30 protein-coding genes are annotated in these 22,720 nt (G+C 37.3%); 26 read left to right on the top strand and 4 right to left on the bottom strand.

The window, feature by feature from the left end:
- Positions 1 to 34 precede the first annotated feature (34 nt).
- From pstC to NSS81_RS04300, 12 genes are all read left to right on the top strand, one after another.
- Positions 35 to 1,003 (top strand): phosphate ABC transporter permease subunit PstC, encoded by a 969-nt coding sequence (gene pstC, locus NSS81_RS04355; RefSeq protein ID WP_342433931.1) that lies wholly within the window; start codon positions 35 to 37, stop codon positions 1,001 to 1,003.
- Positions 1,003 to 1,881 carry a phosphate ABC transporter permease PstA gene (gene pstA, locus NSS81_RS04350; RefSeq protein WP_342432322.1) on the top strand — a complete coding sequence of 293 codons (879 nt, stop codon included), beginning with the start codon at positions 1,003 to 1,005 and terminating at the stop codon, positions 1,879 to 1,881. The genes pstC and pstA overlap by 1 nt, the downstream gene beginning before the upstream one ends.
- 24 nt (positions 1,882 to 1,905) lie before the next feature.
- Positions 1,906 to 2,706 carry a phosphate ABC transporter ATP-binding protein PstB gene (pstB, locus tag NSS81_RS04345; protein WP_342432321.1) on the top strand — a complete coding sequence of 267 codons (801 nt, stop codon included), beginning with the start codon at positions 1,906 to 1,908 and terminating at the stop codon, positions 2,704 to 2,706.
- Between the two features lie 12 nt (positions 2,707 to 2,718).
- On the top strand, positions 2,719 to 3,378 hold the full coding sequence (gene phoU, locus NSS81_RS04340; RefSeq protein WP_342432320.1) for a phosphate signaling complex protein PhoU: 660 nt from the start codon (positions 2,719 to 2,721) through the stop codon (positions 3,376 to 3,378).
- A gap of 202 nt (positions 3,379 to 3,580) precedes the next feature.
- The gene (locus tag NSS81_RS04335) at positions 3,581 to 4,252 is read left to right on the top strand and encodes a DUF4912 domain-containing protein (RefSeq protein WP_342432319.1); all 672 of its coding nucleotides are present in this window, start codon (positions 3,581 to 3,583) and stop codon (positions 4,250 to 4,252) included.
- Entirely contained in the window at positions 4,252 to 5,487 is a 1,236-nt protein-coding gene (locus tag NSS81_RS04330; RefSeq protein ID WP_342432318.1) for a glycosyltransferase family 4 protein, read from the top strand. The genes NSS81_RS04335 and NSS81_RS04330 overlap by 1 nt, the downstream gene beginning before the upstream one ends.
- Before the next feature lie 111 nt (positions 5,488 to 5,598).
- Entirely contained in the window at positions 5,599 to 5,748 is a 150-nt protein-coding gene (rpmG, locus tag NSS81_RS04325) for a 50S ribosomal protein L33 (RefSeq protein WP_066064234.1), read from the top strand.
- A 56-nt stretch (positions 5,749 to 5,804) separates the two neighbouring features.
- Positions 5,805 to 6,371 carry a 5-formyltetrahydrofolate cyclo-ligase gene (locus NSS81_RS04320; protein ID WP_342432317.1) on the top strand — a complete coding sequence of 189 codons (567 nt, stop codon included), beginning with the start codon at positions 5,805 to 5,807 and terminating at the stop codon, positions 6,369 to 6,371.
- Positions 6,368 to 7,153, top strand: coding sequence for a DUF92 domain-containing protein (locus NSS81_RS04315; RefSeq protein WP_342432316.1), 786 nt, complete (start codon positions 6,368 to 6,370; stop codon positions 7,151 to 7,153). The genes NSS81_RS04320 and NSS81_RS04315 overlap by 4 nt, the downstream gene beginning before the upstream one ends.
- A 19-nt stretch (positions 7,154 to 7,172) precedes the next feature.
- Entirely contained in the window at positions 7,173 to 8,126 is a 954-nt protein-coding gene (locus NSS81_RS04310) for an L-lactate dehydrogenase (RefSeq protein ID WP_342433930.1), read from the top strand.
- Between the two features lie 72 nt (positions 8,127 to 8,198).
- Complete coding sequence (locus NSS81_RS04305; RefSeq protein ID WP_342432315.1) at positions 8,199 to 8,408, top strand: hypothetical protein; 210 nt, start codon at positions 8,199 to 8,201, stop codon at positions 8,406 to 8,408.
- Between the two features lie 110 nt (positions 8,409 to 8,518).
- Complete coding sequence (locus NSS81_RS04300; RefSeq protein ID WP_342432314.1) at positions 8,519 to 10,063, top strand: rhomboid family intramembrane serine protease; 1,545 nt, start codon at positions 8,519 to 8,521, stop codon at positions 10,061 to 10,063.
- Here the strand turns inward: NSS81_RS04300 and NSS81_RS04295 are convergent.
- Positions 10,044 to 10,907 carry a hypothetical protein gene (locus tag NSS81_RS04295; protein WP_342432313.1) on the bottom strand — a complete coding sequence of 288 codons (864 nt, stop codon included), beginning with the start codon at positions 10,905 to 10,907 and terminating at the stop codon, positions 10,044 to 10,046. The two genes, NSS81_RS04300 and NSS81_RS04295, sit on opposite strands and share 20 nt — an antisense overlap.
- Before the next feature lie 192 nt (positions 10,908 to 11,099).
- Between NSS81_RS04295 and NSS81_RS04290 the strand changes: the two genes are divergently transcribed.
- From NSS81_RS04290 to NSS81_RS04275, 4 genes are all read left to right on the top strand, one after another.
- A complete protein-coding gene (locus tag NSS81_RS04290) occupies positions 11,100 to 11,312 on the top strand; it encodes a YqgQ family protein (protein ID WP_342433929.1) in 213 nt (70 codons plus the stop codon).
- Positions 11,313 to 11,316: 4 nt separating this feature from the next.
- A complete protein-coding gene (locus tag NSS81_RS04285; protein ID WP_342432312.1) occupies positions 11,317 to 12,291 on the top strand; it encodes an ROK family glucokinase in 975 nt (324 codons plus the stop codon).
- Between the two features lie 99 nt (positions 12,292 to 12,390).
- A complete protein-coding gene (locus tag NSS81_RS04280; RefSeq protein WP_342432311.1) occupies positions 12,391 to 13,578 on the top strand; it encodes a M14 family zinc carboxypeptidase in 1,188 nt (395 codons plus the stop codon).
- Positions 13,579 to 13,771: 193 nt separating this feature from the next.
- Complete coding sequence (locus NSS81_RS04275; protein WP_342432310.1) at positions 13,772 to 14,917, top strand: hypothetical protein; 1,146 nt, start codon at positions 13,772 to 13,774, stop codon at positions 14,915 to 14,917.
- A 37-nt stretch (positions 14,918 to 14,954) separates the two neighbouring features.
- Here NSS81_RS04275 and NSS81_RS04270 read toward each other — a convergent pair whose 3' ends face one another.
- Positions 14,955 to 15,128 (bottom strand): DUF2759 domain-containing protein, encoded by a 174-nt coding sequence (locus NSS81_RS04270; RefSeq protein WP_342432309.1) that lies wholly within the window; start codon positions 15,126 to 15,128, stop codon positions 14,955 to 14,957.
- A gap of 190 nt (positions 15,129 to 15,318) precedes the next feature.
- On the opposite strand from NSS81_RS04270, the gene NSS81_RS04265 reads away from it, so the two are divergent.
- Both NSS81_RS04265 and NSS81_RS04260 read left to right on the top strand, forming a co-directional pair.
- On the top strand, positions 15,319 to 15,954 hold the full coding sequence (locus tag NSS81_RS04265; protein ID WP_342432308.1) for an MBL fold metallo-hydrolase: 636 nt from the start codon (positions 15,319 to 15,321) through the stop codon (positions 15,952 to 15,954).
- Positions 15,955 to 15,967: 13 nt separating this feature from the next.
- Entirely contained in the window at positions 15,968 to 17,059 is a 1,092-nt protein-coding gene (locus NSS81_RS04260; RefSeq protein WP_342432307.1) for an SAM-dependent methyltransferase, read from the top strand.
- A 53-nt stretch (positions 17,060 to 17,112) separates the two neighbouring features.
- Here the strand turns inward: NSS81_RS04260 and NSS81_RS04255 are convergent, their stop codons facing one another.
- Both NSS81_RS04255 and NSS81_RS04250 read right to left on the bottom strand, forming a co-directional pair.
- Entirely contained in the window at positions 17,113 to 17,358 is a 246-nt protein-coding gene (locus tag NSS81_RS04255) for a DUF2626 domain-containing protein (RefSeq protein WP_342432306.1), read from the bottom strand.
- Between the two features lie 83 nt (positions 17,359 to 17,441).
- On the bottom strand, positions 17,442 to 18,137 hold the full coding sequence (locus tag NSS81_RS04250; protein WP_342432305.1) for a helix-turn-helix domain-containing protein: 696 nt from the start codon (positions 18,135 to 18,137) through the stop codon (positions 17,442 to 17,444).
- A 315-nt stretch (positions 18,138 to 18,452) separates the two neighbouring features.
- Here NSS81_RS04250 and comGA point away from each other — a divergent pair, with 315 nt between their 5' ends.
- The 8 genes from comGA to NSS81_RS04210 all read left to right on the top strand — a co-directional run bounded on the left by comGA (position 18,453) and on the right by NSS81_RS04210 (position 22,670).
- Complete coding sequence (comGA, locus tag NSS81_RS04245; RefSeq protein ID WP_342432304.1) at positions 18,453 to 19,505, top strand: competence type IV pilus ATPase ComGA; 1,053 nt, start codon at positions 18,453 to 18,455, stop codon at positions 19,503 to 19,505.
- A complete protein-coding gene (comGB, locus tag NSS81_RS04240) occupies positions 19,492 to 20,523 on the top strand; it encodes a competence type IV pilus assembly protein ComGB (RefSeq protein WP_342432303.1) in 1,032 nt (343 codons plus the stop codon). Before comGA ends, comGB begins: the two co-directional genes overlap by 14 nt.
- A gap of 20 nt (positions 20,524 to 20,543) precedes the next feature.
- Positions 20,544 to 20,849, top strand: coding sequence for a competence type IV pilus major pilin ComGC (comGC, locus tag NSS81_RS04235; RefSeq protein WP_342432302.1), 306 nt, complete (start codon positions 20,544 to 20,546; stop codon positions 20,847 to 20,849).
- Positions 20,849 to 21,289: a competence type IV pilus minor pilin ComGD gene (comGD, locus tag NSS81_RS04230; RefSeq protein WP_342432301.1), complete on the top strand. Its 441-nt coding sequence runs from the start codon at positions 20,849 to 20,851 to the stop codon at positions 21,287 to 21,289. The genes comGC and comGD overlap by 1 nt, the downstream gene beginning before the upstream one ends.
- Positions 21,273 to 21,611, top strand: coding sequence for a competence type IV pilus minor pilin ComGE (gene comGE, locus NSS81_RS04225; protein WP_342432300.1), 339 nt, complete (start codon positions 21,273 to 21,275; stop codon positions 21,609 to 21,611). The genes comGD and comGE overlap by 17 nt, the downstream gene beginning before the upstream one ends.
- Complete coding sequence (gene comGF / locus NSS81_RS04220) at positions 21,568 to 22,026, top strand: competence type IV pilus minor pilin ComGF (RefSeq protein ID WP_342433928.1); 459 nt, start codon at positions 21,568 to 21,570, stop codon at positions 22,024 to 22,026. The genes comGE and comGF overlap by 44 nt, the downstream gene beginning before the upstream one ends.
- A 3-nt stretch (positions 22,027 to 22,029) precedes the next feature.
- Positions 22,030 to 22,413, top strand: a complete 384-nt coding sequence (gene comGG / locus NSS81_RS04215) for a competence type IV pilus minor pilin ComGG (RefSeq protein ID WP_342432299.1) — start codon at positions 22,030 to 22,032, stop codon at positions 22,411 to 22,413.
- 71 nt (positions 22,414 to 22,484) lie between these two features.
- Positions 22,485 to 22,670 carry a YqzE family protein gene (locus tag NSS81_RS04210; protein WP_342432298.1) on the top strand — a complete coding sequence of 62 codons (186 nt, stop codon included), beginning with the start codon at positions 22,485 to 22,487 and terminating at the stop codon, positions 22,668 to 22,670.
- The last annotated feature ends 50 nt before the right edge of the window (positions 22,671 to 22,720 follow it).

Raw genomic sequence — 22,720 nt, 5'->3', positions numbered from 1 at the left:
AGTGGGAAGCGCTAAAGTGCTTCTCACTATTGTCATGTTGAAAGGAGTTTTCATTTTGGAGTCTCAAGAACCGAATTCTTTTTCCGTTCAGAAAATGATTGAAGAGAAGAAAAAAAAGAATAGTGCAACGGGAATCATAGAAAAAGTCATGCCCTTTATCTTGTTCCTCACTGCGGCTGTTTCTGTTTTAACAACGGTAGGTATTGTACTAACGTTGGTTTTTGAAACATTTCTGTTTTTTGATAAAGTGTCGATAATTGAATTTTTTACTGCGAAAAAATGGTATCCATTCTCTGAAACCCAGGGTACTTTTGGAATTTTGCCATTAGTAATGGGAACGTTGAAGGTTACCCTTATCGCCATTATCGTAGCAGTACCGATTGGTTTAACTTCAGCCATTTATTTGAGTGAATATGCATCTGACAGATCTCGCAGAATTATTAAACCGATATTAGAAGTATTAGCAGGAATACCAACCATCGTTTATGGTTTTTTTGCCTTAACCTTCGTAACTCCAATTTTACGTGAGTTTATACCTGGTCTCGAAATCTTTAATGCATTAAGTCCAGGTATTGTAATTGGAATTATGATTACTCCGATGATTGCCTCTCTTTCTGAGGATGCGATGTCATCAGTTCCAAATGCCATGCGTGAAGGGGCTCTTGCACTTGGGTCAACGAAATTTGAAGTGGCAATTAAAGTCATTTTGCCAGCAGCGATTTCAGGAATTATCGCCTCTATTGTATTGGCCATCTCAAGAGCGATTGGTGAGACGATGATAGTGGCGGTAGCAGGCGGTTCCACACCAAATCTTGAATTGAATGTGACGCAATCTATCCAAACAATGACCGCTTATATCGTCCAAGTTAGCCAAGGGGATGCAGGCTATGGTACGACCATCTACTATAGTATCTATGCGGTAGGGATGACCTTATTTTTGTTCACGTTAGTGATGAATTTAATTGCACAATACATCACTCGTCGCTATAGGGAGGAATACTAATGAAGTTAGTAAATCATGAATCGGTTGTTAAGCGTATGAAAACCAGGTTATTAGTAAACCGTACTTCAAAAGCGATCTTTTTTGTTGCGACGATGTTTGGTTTGCTCGTTTTAGCTATATTATTATATCGGGTATTCACTCAAGGATTTGGCTATTTAGATTTGCAATTCTTGCAAAGTCTCCCATCACGAAAGCCAGAGCAAGCAGGTGTGTATGCTGCCCTAATTGGAACCATTTGGTTGATGGGTGTCGTCGCACCGGTTTCTTTATTAATCGGTGTTGGTACTGCCCTCTATCTCGAAGAATATGCAAAAAAGAATTTTGTTACCGATTTTATTAAAGTGAACATTTCAAATCTAGCCGGTGTTCCTTCGATTGTTTTTGGATTATTGGGTTTAACGGTATTTGTTAGAGCATTAGCATTAGGTACAAGTGTGCTCGCAGCGGGACTCACCATGAGCTTGCTCGTATTACCTGTTATCATTGTCGCATCCCAAGAAGCGATTCGTGCGGTTCCAAGAGAATTAAGGGAGGCATCCTATGCCATTGGTGCAACGAAATGGCAGACGATTGTTCGTGTGGTATTACCTGCATCCATACCAGGAATTCTTACTGGTGCTATTTTAGCATTGTCGCGTGCCATCGGAGAAACAGCTCCACTAGTTGTTCTCGGTATGCCATTATTTCTTGCATTTTTACCAAAATCATTATTAGATATGATTACTGTGTTACCGTTGCAAATTTATAATTGGACAGGTCGTCCACAAGCAGAGTTTCATGCATTAGCAGCAGCAGGAATCATCGTATTATTGGCTCTGTTACTTTTTATGAATTCCATCGCAGTGTTAATTCGCAACAAATTCCAGAAAAGATATTAATGGTTTATTCAAGGAGGAAACATTATGAATACAACATCAGCTCCTGCTACACTAGTCAGACCAGACGAAAAACAACTGGTTTATAAAACAAGCAATTTAAATTTATGGTATGGTGAAAATCATGCTCTCAAAAATATAAATCTTGATATTAAGGAAAATGAAGTTACAGCTATCATTGGTCCGTCCGGATGTGGAAAATCCACCTATATTAAGACGTTGAATAGAATGATTGAATTAATACCTATAGTCCGAACATCGGGTGAAATATTCTATCGAAACAGGAATATTCTCGATAAATCATATGAAGTCGAAGAACTTAGAACAAAGGTTGGAATGGTTTTTCAAAAGCCTAATCCATTTCCTAAATCCATTTATGAAAATGTTGCTTATGGCCCGAAAATTCACGGTATTCGAGACAAGAAAACATTAGATCAGATTGTTGAACAGAGTTTAAGAGGTGCGGCGATTTGGGATGAAGTGAAGGACCGCCTGAATCAGAATGCTTATGGTTTATCAGGAGGGCAGCAACAACGCCTTTGTATTGCTCGTTGCTTGGCAATTGAGCCAGATGTTATCTTGATGGATGAGCCTACTTCTGCATTAGATCCTATTTCAACATTAAAGGTAGAGGAACTTGTCCAGGAATTAAAGACGAATTTTAGTATTATTATCGTTACTCATAATATGCAGCAAGCTGCTCGCATATCTAATAAAACAGCTTTCTTTTTAAATGGAGAAGTGATAGAATATTCTGAAACAAATAAAATCTTTTCCACGCCTAAAGATAAACGGACAGAAGACTATATTACCGGAAGATTCGGTTGATGAGGTGAAAATATGAGTACTAGATCTAAATTTGATAATAAGTTAATGCAGTTAAAAGAGAAGCTGTTAGTAATGGAAGGCTTAGCTGAGCAGGCATTAAAAAATTCGGTAAGTGCACTTATTAACCAAGATATTGAGAAAGCGAACCTTGTCATTAATAGTGACAGTCAAATTAATTCCTTAGAACATGAAATTCATGATAAGGCCTTATTATTGATCACAAGAGAATCACCAGTAGCTAAGGATCTCAGATCATTAAATGTTGCCTTAAAGGTTTCATCCGAAATAGAACGAATGGCAGATTTAGCAGTAAATATAGCAAAGGCAACTGTGCATATTGGTGCTGATAAGCATTTCAAGGAAATTGTGGACATCCAAAAAATGATGGATACCGCGCTTGAAATGGTTGCGATGTCTATAAAGGCTTACATTTCCGAAGATATCTTACTTGCACAAAAATGTGCGGAAAAAGATGATGAAGTCGATAAAATGTTCGGTAATTTAGTTCATGAGTTAATTAGTTTAGTTCCTGAAAACCCTAATGCTACAAATCAGATTATTCAACTCTCTTTTGTTTGCAGGTTTATTGAAAGAATTGCAGACCATTCTACGAATATTTCGGAAAATGTAATCTACCTTGTAACAGGGAAACGGTTTGAGTTGAATACTTAATAAAATAATTATTAAAATGATGAGGCTTATCTGATAAGCACTCATCTTTTTTTATTTAATTTGTCGAATTGTATCGGAGGTCTGGCAAAATACGACAAAATGCGTTTATTGTACTGTTCTCCAGCAGATGGTACCATTGAATTTATAGGAATATTTCGGATACTTTTGCATATTATGATGGGCTGCAGAATGGAGGATAAAAATGATAGATGAAATAATTAAACTAAGAGAGGATGGTTTATCTTTTCGAAAAATCGCCTCAGAGTTGAATACCACAGTTGGAAGAGTTCAATATAGATGGAATAAGTGGGTCAATAATCAAGAGAATATTGAAGAGAAGGACAATGATTCTAAGATCGAAAGTCCAAATACTACCAGTAATGAAAACACCAATGATATTGTTCCGCTGAAGGGGGAACTCCAGGCGAAGCTTATTTCTCCTAGCAGGATTATGTTAATTTGGGAAGTCACTGAGACTCCAGGATCATTCATCCGTTTATATTTTAATAAAAGGATAGAAGACCTAGTCCAGGTTGTTAGGGTTTATGATGTAACAGATATCATTTTCAATGGAAATAATGCTCATCATTACTATGAAATCGCTGTCCCTTTTACTAATGGTTACTGGGTTATTAAGGGTTTAATTGCTAACAGGAGCTATATTGCTGAAATTGGTGTTAAATTTAATGAAAATGTTTTTTTCCCAATTCTCAGGTCAAATACCCTTCAAACACCGCCAATTACACTTTCAAACTCAAGTGAAATATATCATTTAGCGCAACATCAACAACTCGAAAATCGCCCGCCAAAGTGGGTGGATCGTGTGAGCACATATAGTTATTATGGAGAACCAAAAGAGATGGAGCGCGAATAATGAGTAAGATCATTCCTAAAGAGGCAGATGGGAAGCAATTTGGCTGGCATTTGAAATTTTTAATCCTTAGTTGGGAATATCCGCCGAATGTAGTTGGCGGGCTCTCGAGGCATGTAAATGGGCTAGCAGTTGAGTTAGTCGAATCAGGTAATGAAGTCCATGTAATTACCGCGGGAAACAGTGAGCTTCCTTCCTATGAACTACTAAAAGGAGTAAATGTTCATCGTGTTATGCCGTTGAACAATTACGATGATAATTTTCTTAATTGGATAGCTGGATTAAATTTAGCTATCGTTTATAAAGCAGAAAAAATCGCAGATTCAATGAAATTTGATATCATCCATGCACATGATTGGCTGGTTGGAACGGCTGCGATAGCCATAAAAGAAAGCTTATCAACCCCCTTGTTAACTACAATCCATGCCACAGAGCATGGCAGGAATAATGGTATTTATACCGAAATGCAACGGGTTATTCATAATAAAGAGCTTCAGCTAATAAAGGAGTCAGACCAACTTATAGTTTGTAGCGAATATATGAGAGAAGAATTATTGACAATTTTTCAAGCATCACCTAAAAAAATTGCAGTCATTCCTAATGGGGTCGAACAGAAGGATATAAAGGCAGATGCTGAAGAATACTTTCCATCCCTAATAAATAGAAAGTATATCTTTTCAGTGGGCCGAATGGTAAAGGAAAAAGGGTATGAAACAATTATTGAAGCAGCAGAGATTGCGAAAGAAACTGGACAGGATATTTATTTTGTAATTGCTGGGAAAGGGCCAATGCTAGATAATTACCGTAACCAGGTAAGGGAGAAAAAGTTAGAGAATTATCTTAACTTTATAGGTCATGTAACGGACAACCAGAGAAATGATCTGCTTTTAAAAAGTGAAATAGCCATTTTTCCAAGTCTTTATGAACCGTTCGGTATTGTGGCATTAGAAGCAATGATTCTTGGTATACCAACGGTTGTTTCGGAGGTCGGTGGTCTAAAGGGGATTGTCCAACATTTGCAAACAGGATTGTTAATGGTTCCTGGAGATGCAAAAAGTGTAATGGAAAATATTGATTTTCTTTTTAGAAATCCCCAAAGGGCTAAGGAAATTGGCAATAGGGGAATGAAGATTGTAAAAAGCTTATATGGCTGGAAAAATATCGCTTCTCAAACTACACGTGTTGTTGAAGATACACTGCTTAACAAACGAGTATTAGATAGTGAGGTATCTACATGATTTTATCTATTAAATCACTTTCAAAATATGTACTAGCATTTCCTTTTGAAAAATGATATTATAGAAAAGTCGTATGAACGAACTAGCTTAATCGTTTGGAGGGAAATTGACATGCGTGTAAATATTACGTTAGCTTGCACTGAGTGTGGAGATCGTAACTATATTTCAACAAAAAATAAACGTAACAACCCAGATCGTCTTGAGCTTAAGAAATATTGCCCAAGAGAAAAACGTTCAACAGCACACCGTGAAACAAAATAAGCAGTAGGGCTTCCTACTGTTTTTTTGTTGTCTAAAAATGTTAGGAGGGTGTTCAAATGAATGATAAAATGGCCGTGCGCAAGCAAATGAAAGAGAAACTCTCTGAACTCTCAAAACCGCTTTACGAAGACTATTCTTATAAAATTGCGAAGTTGCTTTTCGAAGATGAAGACTGGAAACAAGCTAAAGTTATCGGAATTACTGTCTCGAAACAACCTGAGGTTGATACATATCAAATTATTCGAAAAGCGTGGGAGTTAGGGAAACAAGTTGTCGTCCCCAAGTGTATTCCAAGCAAAAAGCAATTAACATTTCGAAGCCTAACGGAGTTTTCTCAGTTAGAATCTGTTTTTTATGGATTACTTGAACCAATAGAAGCTCTGACTACTGAAACTAGTTCAAAGAATATTGATCTTTTAATCATTCCAGGTTTGGCCTATACAACAAAAGGTTACCGTCTAGGGTTTGGAGGCGGATATTATGACCGATTTTTATCTGACTTTACCGGTCAGACCCTATCCCTTGCATTTAACTTCCAAGTAATTCCTCAATTTACAGTCGAAGAACATGATTTACCAGTTTTAAAAATTATTACTAATAATGAGGTAATGAATACAATATGATTGAAACATTTATTGTCATCTCAATTATTATTTTAGGCGGCTTTGCAGGATATCTGGCCCGATCTCTCACTGCTTCGGGGGCTATTGCTGCTATATTGGTTGGCATTGCTGTCTTCTTGGGGTTTGGAGTAAAAGGACTCCTCCTCCTTGGGATATTCTTTTCTTCCTCAACCTTTTGGTCTAAATATAAAAGTTCAGCGAAAAAGGATATGGAAGAAAGACTAGCTAAGGGAGCAAAGCGAGATTGGCGACAGGTAGTTGCAAATGGCGGGACAGCAGCATTGTTCAGTATTCTTTCTTACTTTGAACCATCAAACATCTGGCTTATTGGTTTTTCAGTCTCACTTGCAAGTGCCAACTCTGATACTTGGGCTTCAGAAATCGGCTCATTAAGCAAAAAAAATCCAATATACATACGTACTTTTAGACGGGTTGAAAAAGGTACTTCGGGTGCAATGAGTATTTTAGGCAGCTCAGCAGCACTATTAGGTTCCCTGTTGATTGCTTGGTTAAGTTCAGTACTTTTTCCGCTGAACATATATCATCTTTTTATTATTTTCCTTTTTGGATTTATAGGCAATATCATTGACACTGTATTTGGTGCCTTTTACCAAAAGGTATATACTTGTCATCAATGCGGGATTGAAACGGAAAAGAGGAATCACTGTCAACAGCCAACAGTTAGAATAAAAGGCTACAGGTTAGTGGATAATGATATGGTGAATTTCTTATCGGGTTTAATTGCAGCTTTGCTTGCAATTGCAGTTATCTTATTCAATTAAAGATGTCAAGGGAGGAATTATCATGGTAAAAGTTAATCGAGTTGCACTTATTGGAACTGGTTTCGTAGGCTCAAGCTATGCCTTTGCACTTTTAAATCAAGGAATTACCGAGGAACTTGTTTTAATTGATTTAAATGAAGCGAAGGCAGAAGGGGATGCAATGGACCTAAATCATGGGCTCCCTTTTTCTCCTTCGCGGACAAAGATTTGGTATGGTAGCTATAATGATTGCAGTCAAGCAGACCTTGTTGTTATTACAGCTGGTGCCAGCCAAAAACCAGGTGAAACACGTTTGGACCTAGTTGAAAAGAATACGAAGATATTCAAGGGAATTGTTGAACAAATCATGGCTAGCGGCTTTGATGGAATATTTCTTGTAGCGACAAATCCTGTCGACATTTTAACATATGCTGTATGGAAATTCTCTGGTCTGCCAAAAGAGCGGGTGATTGGATCTGGGACAATCTTAGATACCGCACGTTTCCGCTTTTTGCTTGGTGAGTATTTTGATGTGGATACTCGAAATGTTCACGCTTATATTATTGGGGAGCATGGGGATACAGAGCTTCCAGTTTGGAGCCACGCAGATATAGCAGGTACAAAAATCTCGGATTGGTCAAAAAATAAGCAAGATTATAAACCAGAGGACCTCGATAATATCTTTGTTAATGTCAGGGACGCGGCCTACCATATTATCGAGCGAAAAGGTGCAACCTACTATGGGATTGCGATGGGGCTTGTTCGGTTAACAAAGGCGATTCTGCAAGATGAGAATTCAGTATTAACCGTTTCTGCTTATCTTGGCGGAGAATATGGCCAAAAGGACATCTATATTGGAGTACCTGCAGTGGTCAATCATAGTGGGATTAGACAAGTTGTTGAACTGGATTTAAATGTTGAAGAAAAGCAAAAATTTACGAACTCAGTTAATGTCTTAAAACAAACGATGGGGCCGGTTTTTAGTAAATACTAATTGAAATGATGTTTATCTTTGATGGATAAAAAACAGCATCTTATCGCACTATATGGGTAGGAGGATGATGATATGTCGCGTATGCTTACATCTATTTTTATGATTGGTTCAATTGGTTATTTTGCCTACCGCTTTAGATTTAGAATTATTAATGTTTTGCTGAGATCAGGTTGGCTCCGCAATATTGCAGTAGGTTCAATTATGAGCTTCCCAGGAGTGAAAAATAAGATGATGCAGTCTGTTTTTGGCAGACCATCTGTTGGAGGACCATCTGAATGGTGAAAACCACAGATGGTTTTTTGTTTGTTTATTTATGGGGCTCACCATTTTCGTATATAATTAAAGAGATAGGTTGAATGATTAATCATTGATGAAGGGAAGTAGGGGAGATATTGAACAATCGAGAGGATTACATCTATTGGAGGTTGGCTTATTATTTCATCTCCGATCAGGAGTACCGAATTATCCAATTATCTGAAAATAAAAAAGAACTATGGCTAGAAAAAATAGAAAATAAAAAAGCTCCCATTGTCCGTTTGCTTCGCCATGATTTAGACTGGAGTAACTCTATGCAAAGAGATATCGAGTTTACAGCAACAAATGGGGAAAGGATCCGAAAACAATTAGGTCGCAGTGAGTTCAGGGTATTCAATATTTATATTAGTCAATTTCCGCCGGTCGATGACTATGAATTTCGTCTTGCTAAGCCATTTATCTTCCCAGAAGGAAATAAAACAGAAGCTCATTCGTTATTGATAACGAGTGGCGATTATGAGAAAGGTCTTCAACTTCTCTCAGAGCGACTTGAAAGTATAGTAACCTTTCAGGTTAAGGATGAGTATACCGAACAGGAAGTAGAATCCCAAAAGAGGGAAGCGCTTGGATATGCGATAAAAAAGGCCAAAACTGAAAAAGAGATCTTTACAAATGGAAAGCCGTTTTTTACCTACATCTTAATATTTATTCAAATTGCAATGTTTTTCTTCATGGAGATGCAGGGAGGCAGCACGGATACTTCTACGCTAATTAAATTTGGGGCAAAGTTCAATCCTTATATTTATGAGGGCGAGTGGTGGCGTTTCTTTGCACCGATTTTCTTGCATATAGGTTTTTTACATTTGGCAATGAATACAATGGCATTGTACTTTTTAGGAACAGAGGTTGAGAGAATATTTGGAAATGCCCGCTTTTTATTCATTTATTTATTTGCTGGTGGAATGGGATTCGTTGCTAGCTTTATCTTTAGTGCAAATGTTTCAGCAGGAGCGAGTGGAGCTATCTTTGGGTGTTTTGGTGCGTTGCTTTATTTTTGCTTTATTTACCCAAAGCTATTTTTCCGCACGATGGGTCCTAGTGTAATTGCTGTCCTCGTATTCAATCTAATATTTGGATTTTCCATATCAAGCATCGATAACGCAGGACATTTAGGAGGTCTGGCAGGCGGATTTTTGGCGGCAGGAATCATGCATTTTCCAAAGCAGAAAAAGCTTATGCTCCAGCTAGCCTTTTTAATTTTATCCACGGCCGTTGTTTGGGGTTCTTTATCCTACGGGTTTACTCATGCGGCAAAGGATCAAGGTGAAAGGACTAATTTACTGCTTGCAAAAGAATTTATCCAACAAGAAAACTATGAGCAGGCACATGAGCTTTTAACGGAAATAGAAGAGAAGTCTAGTAATCCTTCTGCACAGATCTATTTTGATTTATCTTATACTGAAATCATGTTGAACATGCTGGGCGAGGCAAAAACACACTTGCAAAAAGCAATTGAATTAGATCCGGATGTTTCGGAAGCGTACTTTAATCTTGCACTCATCTATTATCAAGAAAATAATTTAGAACAGGCTAAGATAAATGCTGAAAAGGCTGTTGAGCTAAGTCCTGAGCGAAAGGAATATGCTGATACTCTCAGCGAAATTAATCAGCTTCTTCAATAATCTGGCGGAGGAGAATCGGCTCTCCTTTTCCTGTCTCAGTTAGTACCAAAAGATGTGTTTTATCTTTGGCTAACAAAATAAGCGGGATGGTACTACCTAATGGGGTTATAATTGTACCGTCCGCTTTTTTTATTCCAAGTATATAGTTTTTATATAATCCCTCCCAAAGGTTGCCCACAATTCGTGCTGTTTCTGGTTTGCTAAATCCAGGCAAAGTAGTCTTTGCCCTTTCATGAAACTGACTAAATGGAAGTACTTCATAGTTTTTCAATGGGATAGAAAAATAGCGAATTCCATTGTTCCAGCTTAGTTGAAGCATTCTTTCGGTTTCAGCATCCAACTGTTGCTTCCATTGTTCCTCGTTCTTGTTACTAGGTACTCGGAAGGTTTTAAACGGATTCGAATGGACTACGTACAATTGATCTGCTGACATTGCTTGGGAGCTAAAAATTTGATCTCCTTTTTCATGTAGCTCTGCATGATGAAAGGTAATGGCTTGGAGTAAGGTGCTCTTTTCCGTTGCAATTTGGTCATCTTGAATAAGAGCAGCGGTATTTTGTTTCCAATCACTAAGTTGACCTGTTAATCGACCATTGGCAAATAACAGACCTGCATCCTGCCGTAGATAAGCCTTTTGATCCAGTGTGGAATGGATGGTCCACAATATAAAATTAGTTGGTTTATTTAATGGGGAGAGAATCGTTTCCGTTTTTATGAAATTGACCTTCGGATCTATCGGGAAAAATGTTATGCTTTCCTGTGCGGGCGGATTTTTATATTTATATATGCTGACAGCAAGTAAACAGACTATTAATATGGTAAGAACTGTACTGAATTTTTTCATAAGTATCCCATCCCTGAATTTTTTCTATTATGATTGTGGTTGTCCCTTGTTTAAGGTATATGGAAATTTCAGTTCAAAAATACCAAGTTCTGGACAATATATGACGCTTAGAGGATTCGCTTGAGGGTGAAGTTTGCTTAGGGTATACTTTTGGTTGTGATGATTCTTCAATATGATGGCAGAGGGATAGAAATGAAAACAATTTATGAAATACAGCAATATTTAAAACAATACGGTACGATTATTTACGTTGGCGATCGAGTAGCAGACCTTGAGCTAATGGAGGCAGAATTAAAAGAGCTATATCAATCTCAGCTTATAGAGCCTAGAGATTATTCGACAGCACTTTTGATCCTTCGTCAGGAAATACAATTTCAAAGAGAAAAAGATCAGAGGAATAGGTGATAGTATGTCAGAAAAGTGGATTGCTGGAGTAGATCTTGGCGGGACGGCTACTAAGCTTGCGTTTATCAATATGGAAGGAGTTATCCTTCATAAATGGGAGATTCCCACGGATCATACAAATGAAGGCCATAATATTACAAAGAATATTTCCGATGCAATTAATGAAAGACTAGCCGAGCTAGACCATCCTAAGACAAAAATAGTCGGAATTGGAATGGGGGCACCTGGACCAGTCGATTATGAAACAGGAGTCATACTTAATGTAGTAAATTTAGGCTGGAAGGATAACTTCCCGTTAAAAGCGAGTCTTGAAGAATTAACATTATTACCAGCTGCGGTTGAAAATGATGCCAATTGTGCTGCCTTAGGCGAAATGTGGACTGGTGCCGGTGAGGGTGCAAAGAACATTGTTTGTGTTACGCTTGGTACAGGTGTGGGCGGCGGAGTTATTTCTGGTGGCAGTATCGTTCAGGGGGCAAATGGAGCTGCAGGTGAAATAGGCCATATTACAGTGATGCCATTTGGCGGAGCGCCTTGTAATTGCGGGAAAACAGGTTGTCTTGAAACCATTGCTTCGGCTACAGGAATTGTTCGCCTAGCCACGGAGGAACTTTCCAAAGAAGGGACCACTGGAGGGCTGTCTGAGTTGTTTGCTGAGAATGGAAAGGTTACAGCTAAGGAAGTATTTGATATGGCACGTAATGGTGACGTAATCGCTCAAAAAGTAGTGAACGAGGTTTCCTTCCATTTAGGTTTAACCCTAGCGAATATTGCTAATACACTTAATCCGCAAAAAATTGTTCTCGGTGGCGGCGTTTCGAAAGCAGGCAATTTTTTGTTGGAATCCGTTAAAGAAAACTTTTCTAAGTTTGCATTCTCGGCAGTAAGAGATTCGACGGAGCTTGCACTTGCAACTTTAGGGAATGATGCCGGGGTAATCGGTGCAGCTTGGCTGATTAAGAATAAAATAAAGTTATAGAATCAACCCGAAAGAACCTGCACAATTGTAGGTTTTTTCTTTGTACTATCATTTTTTCCTTTATACTTCATATGATTTTTATGATGGGAGGAGGATTTGATGGAGGTCCGTGTCAGGTCTGGTGACACTTTATCGTATTATGGTCGATTGTTCATGGTTCCACTTGATCTCTTAGTTGATTCGAACGTTGATAAAGGTCCATCCAATTTGAAGCTTACTGAAAAAATTAAGATTCCAGGTTATGCATCGATTCCATATTCAGTTAAGGAAACAGATACGTTATGGAAAATTGGGGTGTCGAGAAACATACCAATTGATGCAATTTTGCTATTGAATCAAATGATAAACCCAAATCAATTGAAACCAAATGAAACGATATATTTACCGGAAAGGATTACCCAGCCGATTGTATCTTCTAAAGTACCGCTTGATTCTAGGAGCCTAATGAAACAATTAACATATTTTAAAAAGGAATTTCCCTTTATATCAGTCAATACTATTGGAAATAGTGTTTTAAATCAGCCAATACAAGAAATACGAATTGGAAAAGGCGCAAAAAAAGTCCATATTAATGCCTCTTTTCATGCAAACGAGTGGATTACAACAATGGTCTTGATGAGTCTTGTCAATAAATATTTACTATCATTAACGGGCCGATACAAACTAAATAAACTAGAAGCCATAAATTTGTATAATGATGTGGAATTATCAGTTGTTCCAATGGTTAACCCAGATGGAGTTGATCTAGTATTACATGGTCCGCCTTTAGCGCTAAGAGAAGAGGTAATCAACATTAATCAAGGCAGTGAGGATTTTATTCACTGGAAGGCGAATATAAGAGGAATTGACTTGAACAATCAGTACCCTGCAAACTGGGAAATTGAAAAGGAGCGCAAGATACCGAAGTCGCCTGCCCCTAGAGATTTTCCCGGGAGTTCTTCATTATCCGAACCAGAAGCAATTGCAATGGCTGAATTGATTAAAAATAATGATTTCGATAGAGTATTGGCGTTTCATACCCAAGGAGAGGAATTTTATTGGGGATATGAGGGGGGAGAACCGCCAGATTCTGAACTGCTGGCTAAAGAGTTTGAACGAGTGAGCGGTTATCGGGCAGTACGGAATGTTGATAGTCATGCGGGTTTTAAGGACTGGTATATCCAAGAGTTTAAACGTCCTGGTTTTACCTTGGAACTAGGTAAAGGAATTAACCCATTGCCCCTATCTCAATTTAATGAGTTACTTGAAAAAGTTGGAAGAATTTTTCTAGCAGCACTTTATTTATAGTATGGAAGGTTCACCTCTTGTAAATTAATATTAATCCCATTACAATGAATTATCGTAAGCATTTCCCAAATAGGAAAAGGGCCGTGAACTACGGCTTTTTTCCTATTTGTTTGAAGAGTTTTGAAAATATTGAAACATTCATGAAATAATTACGTACTAATTTATACAAGGGTAAAGGGGGAGTGGGCTAAGAATGTATCGGACAGAAAAAAGAATGATGACAAAGTTTAGTTTCTTAGCCTTAATGTTTCTTGTTTTTGCCCCCCTGTTGGCCGGATGTACAAGTCAGCTGCAAAAGGAGCCAAGGGCATCAGAAAACACTAACAAACCAGATGTCCGACCGCCTTTAGGAGAGACCTGGAAACTGCCAATTGACATACCAGAGGGCAGTTTTAATAAATTAGCTGGCTGGTTTTCTGATGACCAAGTGCTATATATTACAAATCTTGAACAAACTTCTTACCTGTATCTCTACCAGCTAGCAACTGGTGAAAGTGAATTACTTTATAAGAGTGAAGAACCAATTGTCAATGTGGAAATTAGTCCCGACTTTAAACATATTCTCATTCATTCGTCTCCTTCAACCTATGAAGGAATTATTACGATAATTGATTCCAGTGGGTTAGAAATAACAAGAAAATCTTTCCCATCTTATGAATTAGTTTTTGAGTGGAATCCTTATAATGGGTCAGAGATTCTTATCACCTCTTTTTTTGAGGATTGGACCTTTCAAATGCAGTTGTTGGATATAAAGAATAAAAAAACTAGGGATGTCAGTATAAAGCAACCCTTTATTAAATGGTTAAGAGAGGATGAAATCGTCTTTTTAGATTGGGATGATGAAAATCCTTCGCTCCTTGCACCTTTGGTATCAAAAAACTTAGGAATTGAAGACGAAAGAACAATCTTTCCTGATGTTTTTCAATTTTCAACCTTTCAAGATGTCTTGATGACAATCGGTGTCAACAAACAAGATACTTTACAATCTAGTTATTCTTTCTTCACCAAGGAACTGGAACTGTTATTTTCATTTTCCATGCCTCAATTATCAATGTATTCAGGATGGTTTGTACCGTCTTATGACTATAATTTAAGCAGCGGGGAATTTATTACCTTCAAACCATTACGAAGTGGGGAAGCTGATTCATATGCTGAGGACTTTGAACTTGTTTCCTATGATGTCAAAAAGGGGACCAGTACGTTAATCTTGGAGGGAATGAAACATGAACCAATTATGTTCTCTCCTTCTGGAAAAGCGCTTCTATACGGAAACCAGTTTGAAAAAATAATTGATATTAAAGATAAAAAAATTTATGAAATGATCACTAACGTAAATTAAAAAAGACTGCCAATTTTTGACAGTCTTTTGTAGTGTATTAGTGTGCTGCTGGAAATCCGCTTTCAATCAAGGTCATGAATGCAAACCATCCAAAGACTAGGAACGTTAAAACACCAAAAACTAAACCTAAAAAATTCTTATTTTTTAGTGCAGTAAATGAACCGTAAATTGCAAGTATGGTTACTATAGCAAAAATAATCACTATTCCCATTTTAAAGCCCCCTTTATTTAATAAACTTGGTATTAGCCAATACTTCTAATATAGTTATGTAAGAATATTATATACATTCGAATCCTATTTTATATTCTTTTCGCCCATTTGTCGAGACTTAAAAGATAGTAATACACCTAATATGGTGTAAAATAATACATAGGTATTTTTATATTTGGAGGTATATCGAATGAAGTGGTTTCAACTCCCCCTGGGGGCTTTACAAACAAATTGTTACATAATAGAAGGTCCAGATCAATCCTGTTTAATTTTCGATCCCGGAAGTGAAGGGAAAAAACTTATTAAATGGTTAACGAAAAGAGAATTAAAGCCCAAAGCAATTTTATTAACCCATGCCCATTTTGATCATATAGGCGCAGTTGATGCAGTAAGGGACTATTACCAAATTCCTGTTTATATTCACGAAGAGGAAGAGGACTGGTTACCCGACCCAGCATTAAATGGCTCAAAGTATTTTGCGATGCAGGAAATGCTAAAGGTGAAAAAGGCAGATTATATTATTAAACAAGAAGAGGTTATGAAGGTCGGCCATTTTGAATTCTCCATATTTGAGACTCCAGGTCACTCACCAGGCAGTGTGTCATATTATTTTAAAGAAGATGGGTTTGTCGTATCAGGAGATGCCTTATTTAAGAGCAGTATCGGCCGTACTGATCTTCCCGGCGGAAACCATAAACAGTTAATAAAAAGCATTCATGAAAAACTGCTATTTTTACCTGAGGAAACAGAGGTTTTATCCGGACATGGTCCTATTACTAGTATAGGAGAAGAAATGGATAGTAATCCATTTTTAAACGGCTTCTAGAAAAGGAGTTAATATGATTAACTATTTAACAACCCTAATTTCCGCTGCTCCTAAAAATTTAATTACTTATTCTGAATATATGGAGGCTACACTCTATCATCCGGAACTAGGTTATTATATGAAAAATAAAGAGAAGATTGGCCGACAGGGTGATTTTATTACTACTAGTAATATTTCTGATATTTATGGCCGGATAACTGCTAAATGGTTCGCTGGCATTTGTCTAACTAATAAGTTAGCTCCAGTTTTCTGTGAAATAGGCGGAGGAAATGGCCGCTTTGCCCATGCCTTTTTACAGGAATGGCAGGAAACAATTAAAACTCCTCTTACATATATCATTGTTGAAAGTAGTGCCTATCATCGAGAATTACAATATGAATTACTGAAGGATGTTTTTTCTATCGTACAAGTTGAAAGTCTTGGGGAACTAAAGGCTTTTGATGGAATGATTTTTTCTAATGAACTTTTTGATGCCCTTCCTGTCCATGTCATTCAGAAGGAGCACGGTCAAGTTTTTGAAATTATGGTTGGAATCGATAATGAACGATTATATGAGGAAAAGATTCCAGTAACGAATCAAGAGCTATTATCCTTCTTGCAGGTAAGCGGGATTGAATTAAAAGAAAAGCAAAGAATTGAAGTACCGTTAACTATGGGGAACATGCTAGAACAGATTTCTCAATCCTTAACAAAAGGATTCGTGGTAACGGCTGATTACGGATACACAAATGAGGAGTGGAAACAGCCCGCCAGAGCCAGTGGTAGCTTGAGAGGGTATTATCAGCATAAGATGATTACTGATGTACTAAAGTACCCTGGAGAGATGGATATTACCTCGCATATTCATTTAGATTGGCTGATGCAAAAGGGCGATACAGTTGGCTTAAAGCTGTTTGCCAAGTTAAGGCAGGATGAGTTTTTAGTAAAAGCCGGGATTCTTAAAGAACTTGAAAATCACTACGATCCCAACCCGTTCTCTGAAGTCAGCAAGCGTAATCGGGCCATTCGAGGATTAATTATGCCTTCTGGAATAAGTTCTTACTTTCAAATTGTTATTCAGCAAAAAGGATTAAACGTAACTCAACAGAATGTTTTTATAGAATAACCAAAAAATAAAAACACTGGAGTTGGTCTCCAGTGTTTTTTACTTTTCTTCAATTAATGACCTCCGCCACCAAGCGGCATCATGAAAGTTGTCCAATATGTGAAGCCTACGAAGAAAACAGTCAAGTATGCTCCGAAAACGTACATATACATGCGTTCGGAAAGTTTAAGATAGCTTAATAAAACAAAGAAACCGGTTTGGGCTAGGAAAAGTAATGCAGTCTTATTCATATCACCTAAATAAAACATTACTGTAAAAATTCCCGTCCAGAAACCTAAAACTCTGTACATACGATCCATATGTAACCCCCCTTTTACTAAACGATACCATCATTACAATATTATAAAGTAAAAGGCAGTATAAAGTAAATAATGGTATCAAATTAGTTTGAAACTAATGCTTGATAAGTGCAAGTTTCGCAGCCAGATGCGATATTTTCCTTTTCGATAAGTTCAACAGAATCAAAAAGTGCCTCAAACATTCCTTTTAGAAATTCATGATGCATGGAGCAAACTGCTTCGTGATCCTCAGCAACTTCTTTAAATGGACAGTTGAAAATCTGGAAGTAGATTTTTGTCTTTTCTCCATTTACTTCGAATTCCGGATAAAGACCTGCAAGAGTTGCTGCACTTTTTAATATAGTTAACTTTTGATCAAAATCTAATTCATCAACATGCGGTCTTTTAGCAATTTCCTGCTCGATTACTTCGGTGCCAAAACGTTTTCCTGTTATATAGAGTGCTTGTTTACCTGCTTCACCTAGTGTGAGCATAGTTTCAATTGCTACTTTCGATAAAAGCATGTAATCGCGGAAAGGGAAGTGCAGTTGAATGACATCATCAGATAATCGATATAACCTGCTTGGTCTACCGCCCTTACCAGTCTTTTTAGTTTCTGATGCTAACATATTAACATCTTCAAGCTTTGATAAATGTAATCTTGCTACATTGGGATGGATATTAAAATTTTCTGCCACCTCTTGTACAGTTACTTCTTGGTGACGTTTAGTAATGTATTGATAAATGTAATACCTCGTTGGATCGGACAAAACGTTTGTTATCTTTAATGTTTGTTCCATCTCAGTTCACCTCAAACCCCCATAATTTAGTTTTAGTATAATACAGTCCCAGTAACTTGGGAATGAGGTTAACAATGTTAACACTATATGTTTAGAATTTGTTCACAATTAGGTCCTATCCATTTGGTTGTTGTTATACAAAAGTTGTACATAACATATACGACTTGTATGTCAAGAGTGACTTTTATAGTGAAATATTGAACAATTTTTTTGAATTAATTTCAAAAAATATGCAGGAATAAATAGAATCCTGTCGAAATACTGTAGAGACAAAATAAAAAGGTGGTGTTACCTATTGTAAGCTCTATTGAAATATTGGCCAATCGGATTATAACAGATGCCGCGAGGAACCAGGCAACTGATATCCACATTGTTCCCAGAAAGGATGATACACTCGTACAGATTCGCCTAACGAACAAACTTATCCCCCGACTATCCCTACCAAAGGATGAATGCGACAGATTAATTTCACATTTTAAATTCACTGCAAATATGGATATCGGAGAACGAAGACGCCCGCAGAGTGGTGCGATATTTTGTGAAGTTGGAGGCCAATTAATGGGTCTAAGACTTTCAACCCTCCCCTCAAACAACAGAGAAAGTCTAGTGATAAGACTTTTACCACAACAAGAACAGATTCCTTTTCATCAACTCTCACTGTTTCCAGGTATGACAAGAAAATTATTAGCACTCCTTAAACACGCCCACGGGTTAATTATATTTACCGGGCCGACTGGCAGTGGCAAAACAACCACATTATATTCCCTTTTGAACGAAACTGCCCACCTATTTCACCGAAATGTTATTACACTCGAAGACCCCATTGAAAAAAATTATGATTCTGTTTTACAAATACAAGTGAATGAAAAGGCAGGAGTTACCTATGCAGCGGGCTTAAAGGCCATTCTGCGTCATGATCCCGACATTATTATGGTAGGGGAAATTCGTGATGCTGAAACAGCTAAAATTGCTGTCCGTGCAGCCTTAACAGGCCATTTAGTGCTTAGCACTATGCATACCCGTGACGCGAAAGGTGCGGTTCATCGTCTTCATGAATTTGGGGTGAATTGGTTAGAGGTGGAGCAAACGTTAATTGCAGTAGCGGCCCAAAGATTAGTTGAATTAACCTGTCCATATTGTGAGGGAGAGTGCTCTCCCTACTGTTATTCCTTTGGCAGCTGGAAAAGGGCAAGTGTATTTGAGCTTTTAGCAGGAAGAAACTTAAACGCCGCAATGAAAGCAGCAAAAGGGGAAGATGTTATCTCGCAATACCGAACAATTAAGGAAGTAATAAAAAAAGGCATCGCTCTCGGATACATCAAAGAAGCTGAATTTGAGCGTCTGGTATATGATCATGAGGCGCCATAAATGGTCTGTTCAGGAGCAGGCCCGCTTCTTGAAAAGAATGGGTGAATTACTAGCAAGAGGATATCCAATTGCAGAAGCCATTGAGTCGATTTCACTACACTTGCCTGTCAGCCGAAAGGAGGAATTGTATGATTGTATCATTGACTTAAAACAAGGTCATTCATTCCATGATGTCTTAAACAAACTTGGTTTTCACAAGGATTTAATTGGATATGTCTTTTTTGCAGAACAGCATGGGAGTTTTGCAGAGGCACTTTTGGAGGGGAGTCAGCTAGCGTTTGTAAAAGACAAAGATGTAAAAAAACTTATTCATTTACTTCAGTATCCGATGTTTCTGATTTTTATTACTGGTTTCTTATTCGTATTTGTACAAAAAACACTTCTGCCAAAATTCACTTCTCTTTTTAATTCAATGAGTCTTGAGGCGAACTTTTTTACGCTCGTTATCAACTCTGTTGATAGGTATATTCCCATGATTATGTTGCTAGTACTAATGTTTTTACTATTATTAGCAATCTATTATTTTCTTGTTTTTCGAAAACTCTCCGTTCTTAAGCAAAGGGCACAGTTTGTCCGTATTCCAATTGCAGGAAGAATCCTCAAATTGCTGTTTACTCATTATTTTTCCGTCCAATTAAGTTTCTTATTATCTGGTGGAATATCGGTCTCAGAGGCTCTGTTTCTGTTTGAAAAGAATCATCGACAGCCATTTTATTGTCTTTTGGCAAAGGAGATTAAAGAAAAACTTATTACAGGTGAAAAACTAGAATCTATCCTGGCAGAATTCCCTTTTTTTGAAAAAGAATTTTCGATGATCATTAAACATGGTCAAGAAAATGGGAAGCTAGAACAAGAATTACTTTTTTTTAGTCAGCACTGTATTACTAGTATGGAAGAACGGTTGGCAAAAAGTATGAAAACTATTCAGCCAATCCTCTACCTTATTATCGGATTTCTAGTCGTATCCATGTATTTAGCTATTTTACTGCCAATGTTCCATCTGTTAGACGGTATATAAAAAAACTGGAGGTTAAAAAAATGAAAAATGAAAAGGGTTTTACTTTAGTCGAAATGATGATTGTTATGCTCGTAATTTCTGTGTTGTTAATTGTAACCATTCCGAATGTTGCTAAGCACAATGCAAATATTAATGACAAAGGCTGTGAAGCGTTTGTTAAAATGGTCCAAGCTCAGGTTCAATCATATCAATTGAAAAACAATAAGATTCCTACATTAGAACAACTAAAAACTGATCAATATATAAAAGCAACTGGATGTCCAAATGGAACAAAGGAAGTCGAGATAGACTCTGAAGGAAATGTTACTGTTGTCGTAACACCATAATGTTCAGCAATCAAAAGGGGTTTACATTAATTGAGTCTTTAATTGTTCTTTCTATCTTCTTAATTATTTCCTCGGTTACTGCCTTTAGCCTTAAGCCTCAGTACAATATGGTTGACGATGAAGCTTTTATTGTTCAACTAAAAGCGGACATATTGTACGCACAACAATTCGCAATATCCCATCAACGTGACGTGATCGTCAATATTATGGCTGAAAAGCATATGTACGTAATTTATGAAAATAATAGCTTACAGCGTTTAGTCGAGAGAAAGTATTCTGAGAAAATTAATGTTATCTCTGGATCAATACCCTTATATTTTAAATTTATTCAGAATGGTAATGTGGACAGGTTCGGTTCACTTACCATTCAGACAAATGATAGGCGTTACCGAATGACCGTTTTAATTGGGAGGGGACGGTTCTATGTTGTCGAAGAATAATGGATTCTTTTTGTTGGAGCTGCTCTTATCCTTATCTGCCTGGTTTATGGTTTGCTTGTTTTTTATCCCATTACTAATTGATTTAAAAAGCCAATCACAGCAGTTGGAAGTAGATAAAAAGGCTAATCAGCTTTTATATGAAGAACTCCAAGCAAATTTAATCGACAATGTAATTCTCACTAGTTATTCTATTTCTCATAATGGGCTAGAATACAAAATCAACTGGCGTGACATCCCGGGAAAGAGTCATAAGGAGGTGTGTGTAAAGGTTGAAAAAAATGCTTTCTATGCCGAAACAGAGAAATGCGCTACTCCGGAGTGAACAGGCATTTACACTTCTCGAGGTAATGTTTGCTTTCTCCATTTTTACAACGATTGCTTTTTTTCTAACACCAGTATTACAAATTGTCTTAAACAATGAGGACTCAGAAGTGAGGTTACAAGAAATGGAATGGGAGGTTTTTTGTAGTCAAGTAAAAAAGGAAGTCCGCAGTGTCTCACGGGCTGAGGTCATTTCCGGGAGAATGGTATTAACAAATAACAATGAAACGATTTACTATGAGAAGTATGGGACAAACCTTCGCAGACGGGTAAATTTAGCAGGTCATGAAATAATTCTTCAAAATGTTTTAGAGGTCACTTTTACCCGTCTAAAAAATGCTGTGAAAATCAATGTGAAGGATATTTGGGGACATGATTATGCCGTGACTATTCATTCCTACATTGACTGGAAATAACTTATGAGAAGAAATGAAAAAGGATTTACATATCCATTAACATTAGTTATGCTGCTTTTATTTTTACTCGTATTTTCTTTCAAGGTAGAACAGCTTCTTACTGAAAGAAAGCTGGTTCATGAAACAGCTGTCATATTACAAGAAGAATATTATTTCCATACCTCGGTTAAAAAAATTGAAATAGCGCTCCAATCTGCCGATGCAGTACCAGTGCAAGGGATGTTTTCATACCAATATGGGGAAGTAACCTATCAGGCTGCAGTACCAATCAAGTCCTTGCAAAGTATCCTTTTTACTCTGAGGATGAAATCAGGTGAAACAGTGGTTGCTCGAGGTTTTTTTGACACAAATTTAAAAAGACTGATAAAGTGGGTTGAATTAAATTAATTGACGAGAAAGTTTTAGTTATAAGAAATCATGGACATACTTCTAGTGAACGAATAAAGGCAGGTGTGTTCATGAAAACAAATGATTATGTAAAATATATGACCCAAACGCTTGTAAAGTATGCAGATCAGCCAAAGGAGGAGCGAAAAAGGCTTCGTGAGGAACGAAAGCAAGCAAAAGCTTCCCTTTGGTTTCGGTGGTTTGGGATTCTCCCATATATTTTTTACACGGAAGTAAAAAAAAGAAGACTGAAGTAAAAAGCTGGATCAAATGGTCAGGAACAGACCTAATGATACAGCTTTTGTTT

Origin of the sequence: Neobacillus sp. FSL H8-0543 (assembly GCF_038592905.1) — a bacterium.
Taxonomy (GTDB): domain Bacteria; phylum Bacillota; class Bacilli; order Bacillales; family Cytobacillaceae; genus Neobacillus.
Note: the sequence above shows the minus strand (reverse complement) of the source record. Positions and strands in the feature narration are given on the sequence as shown.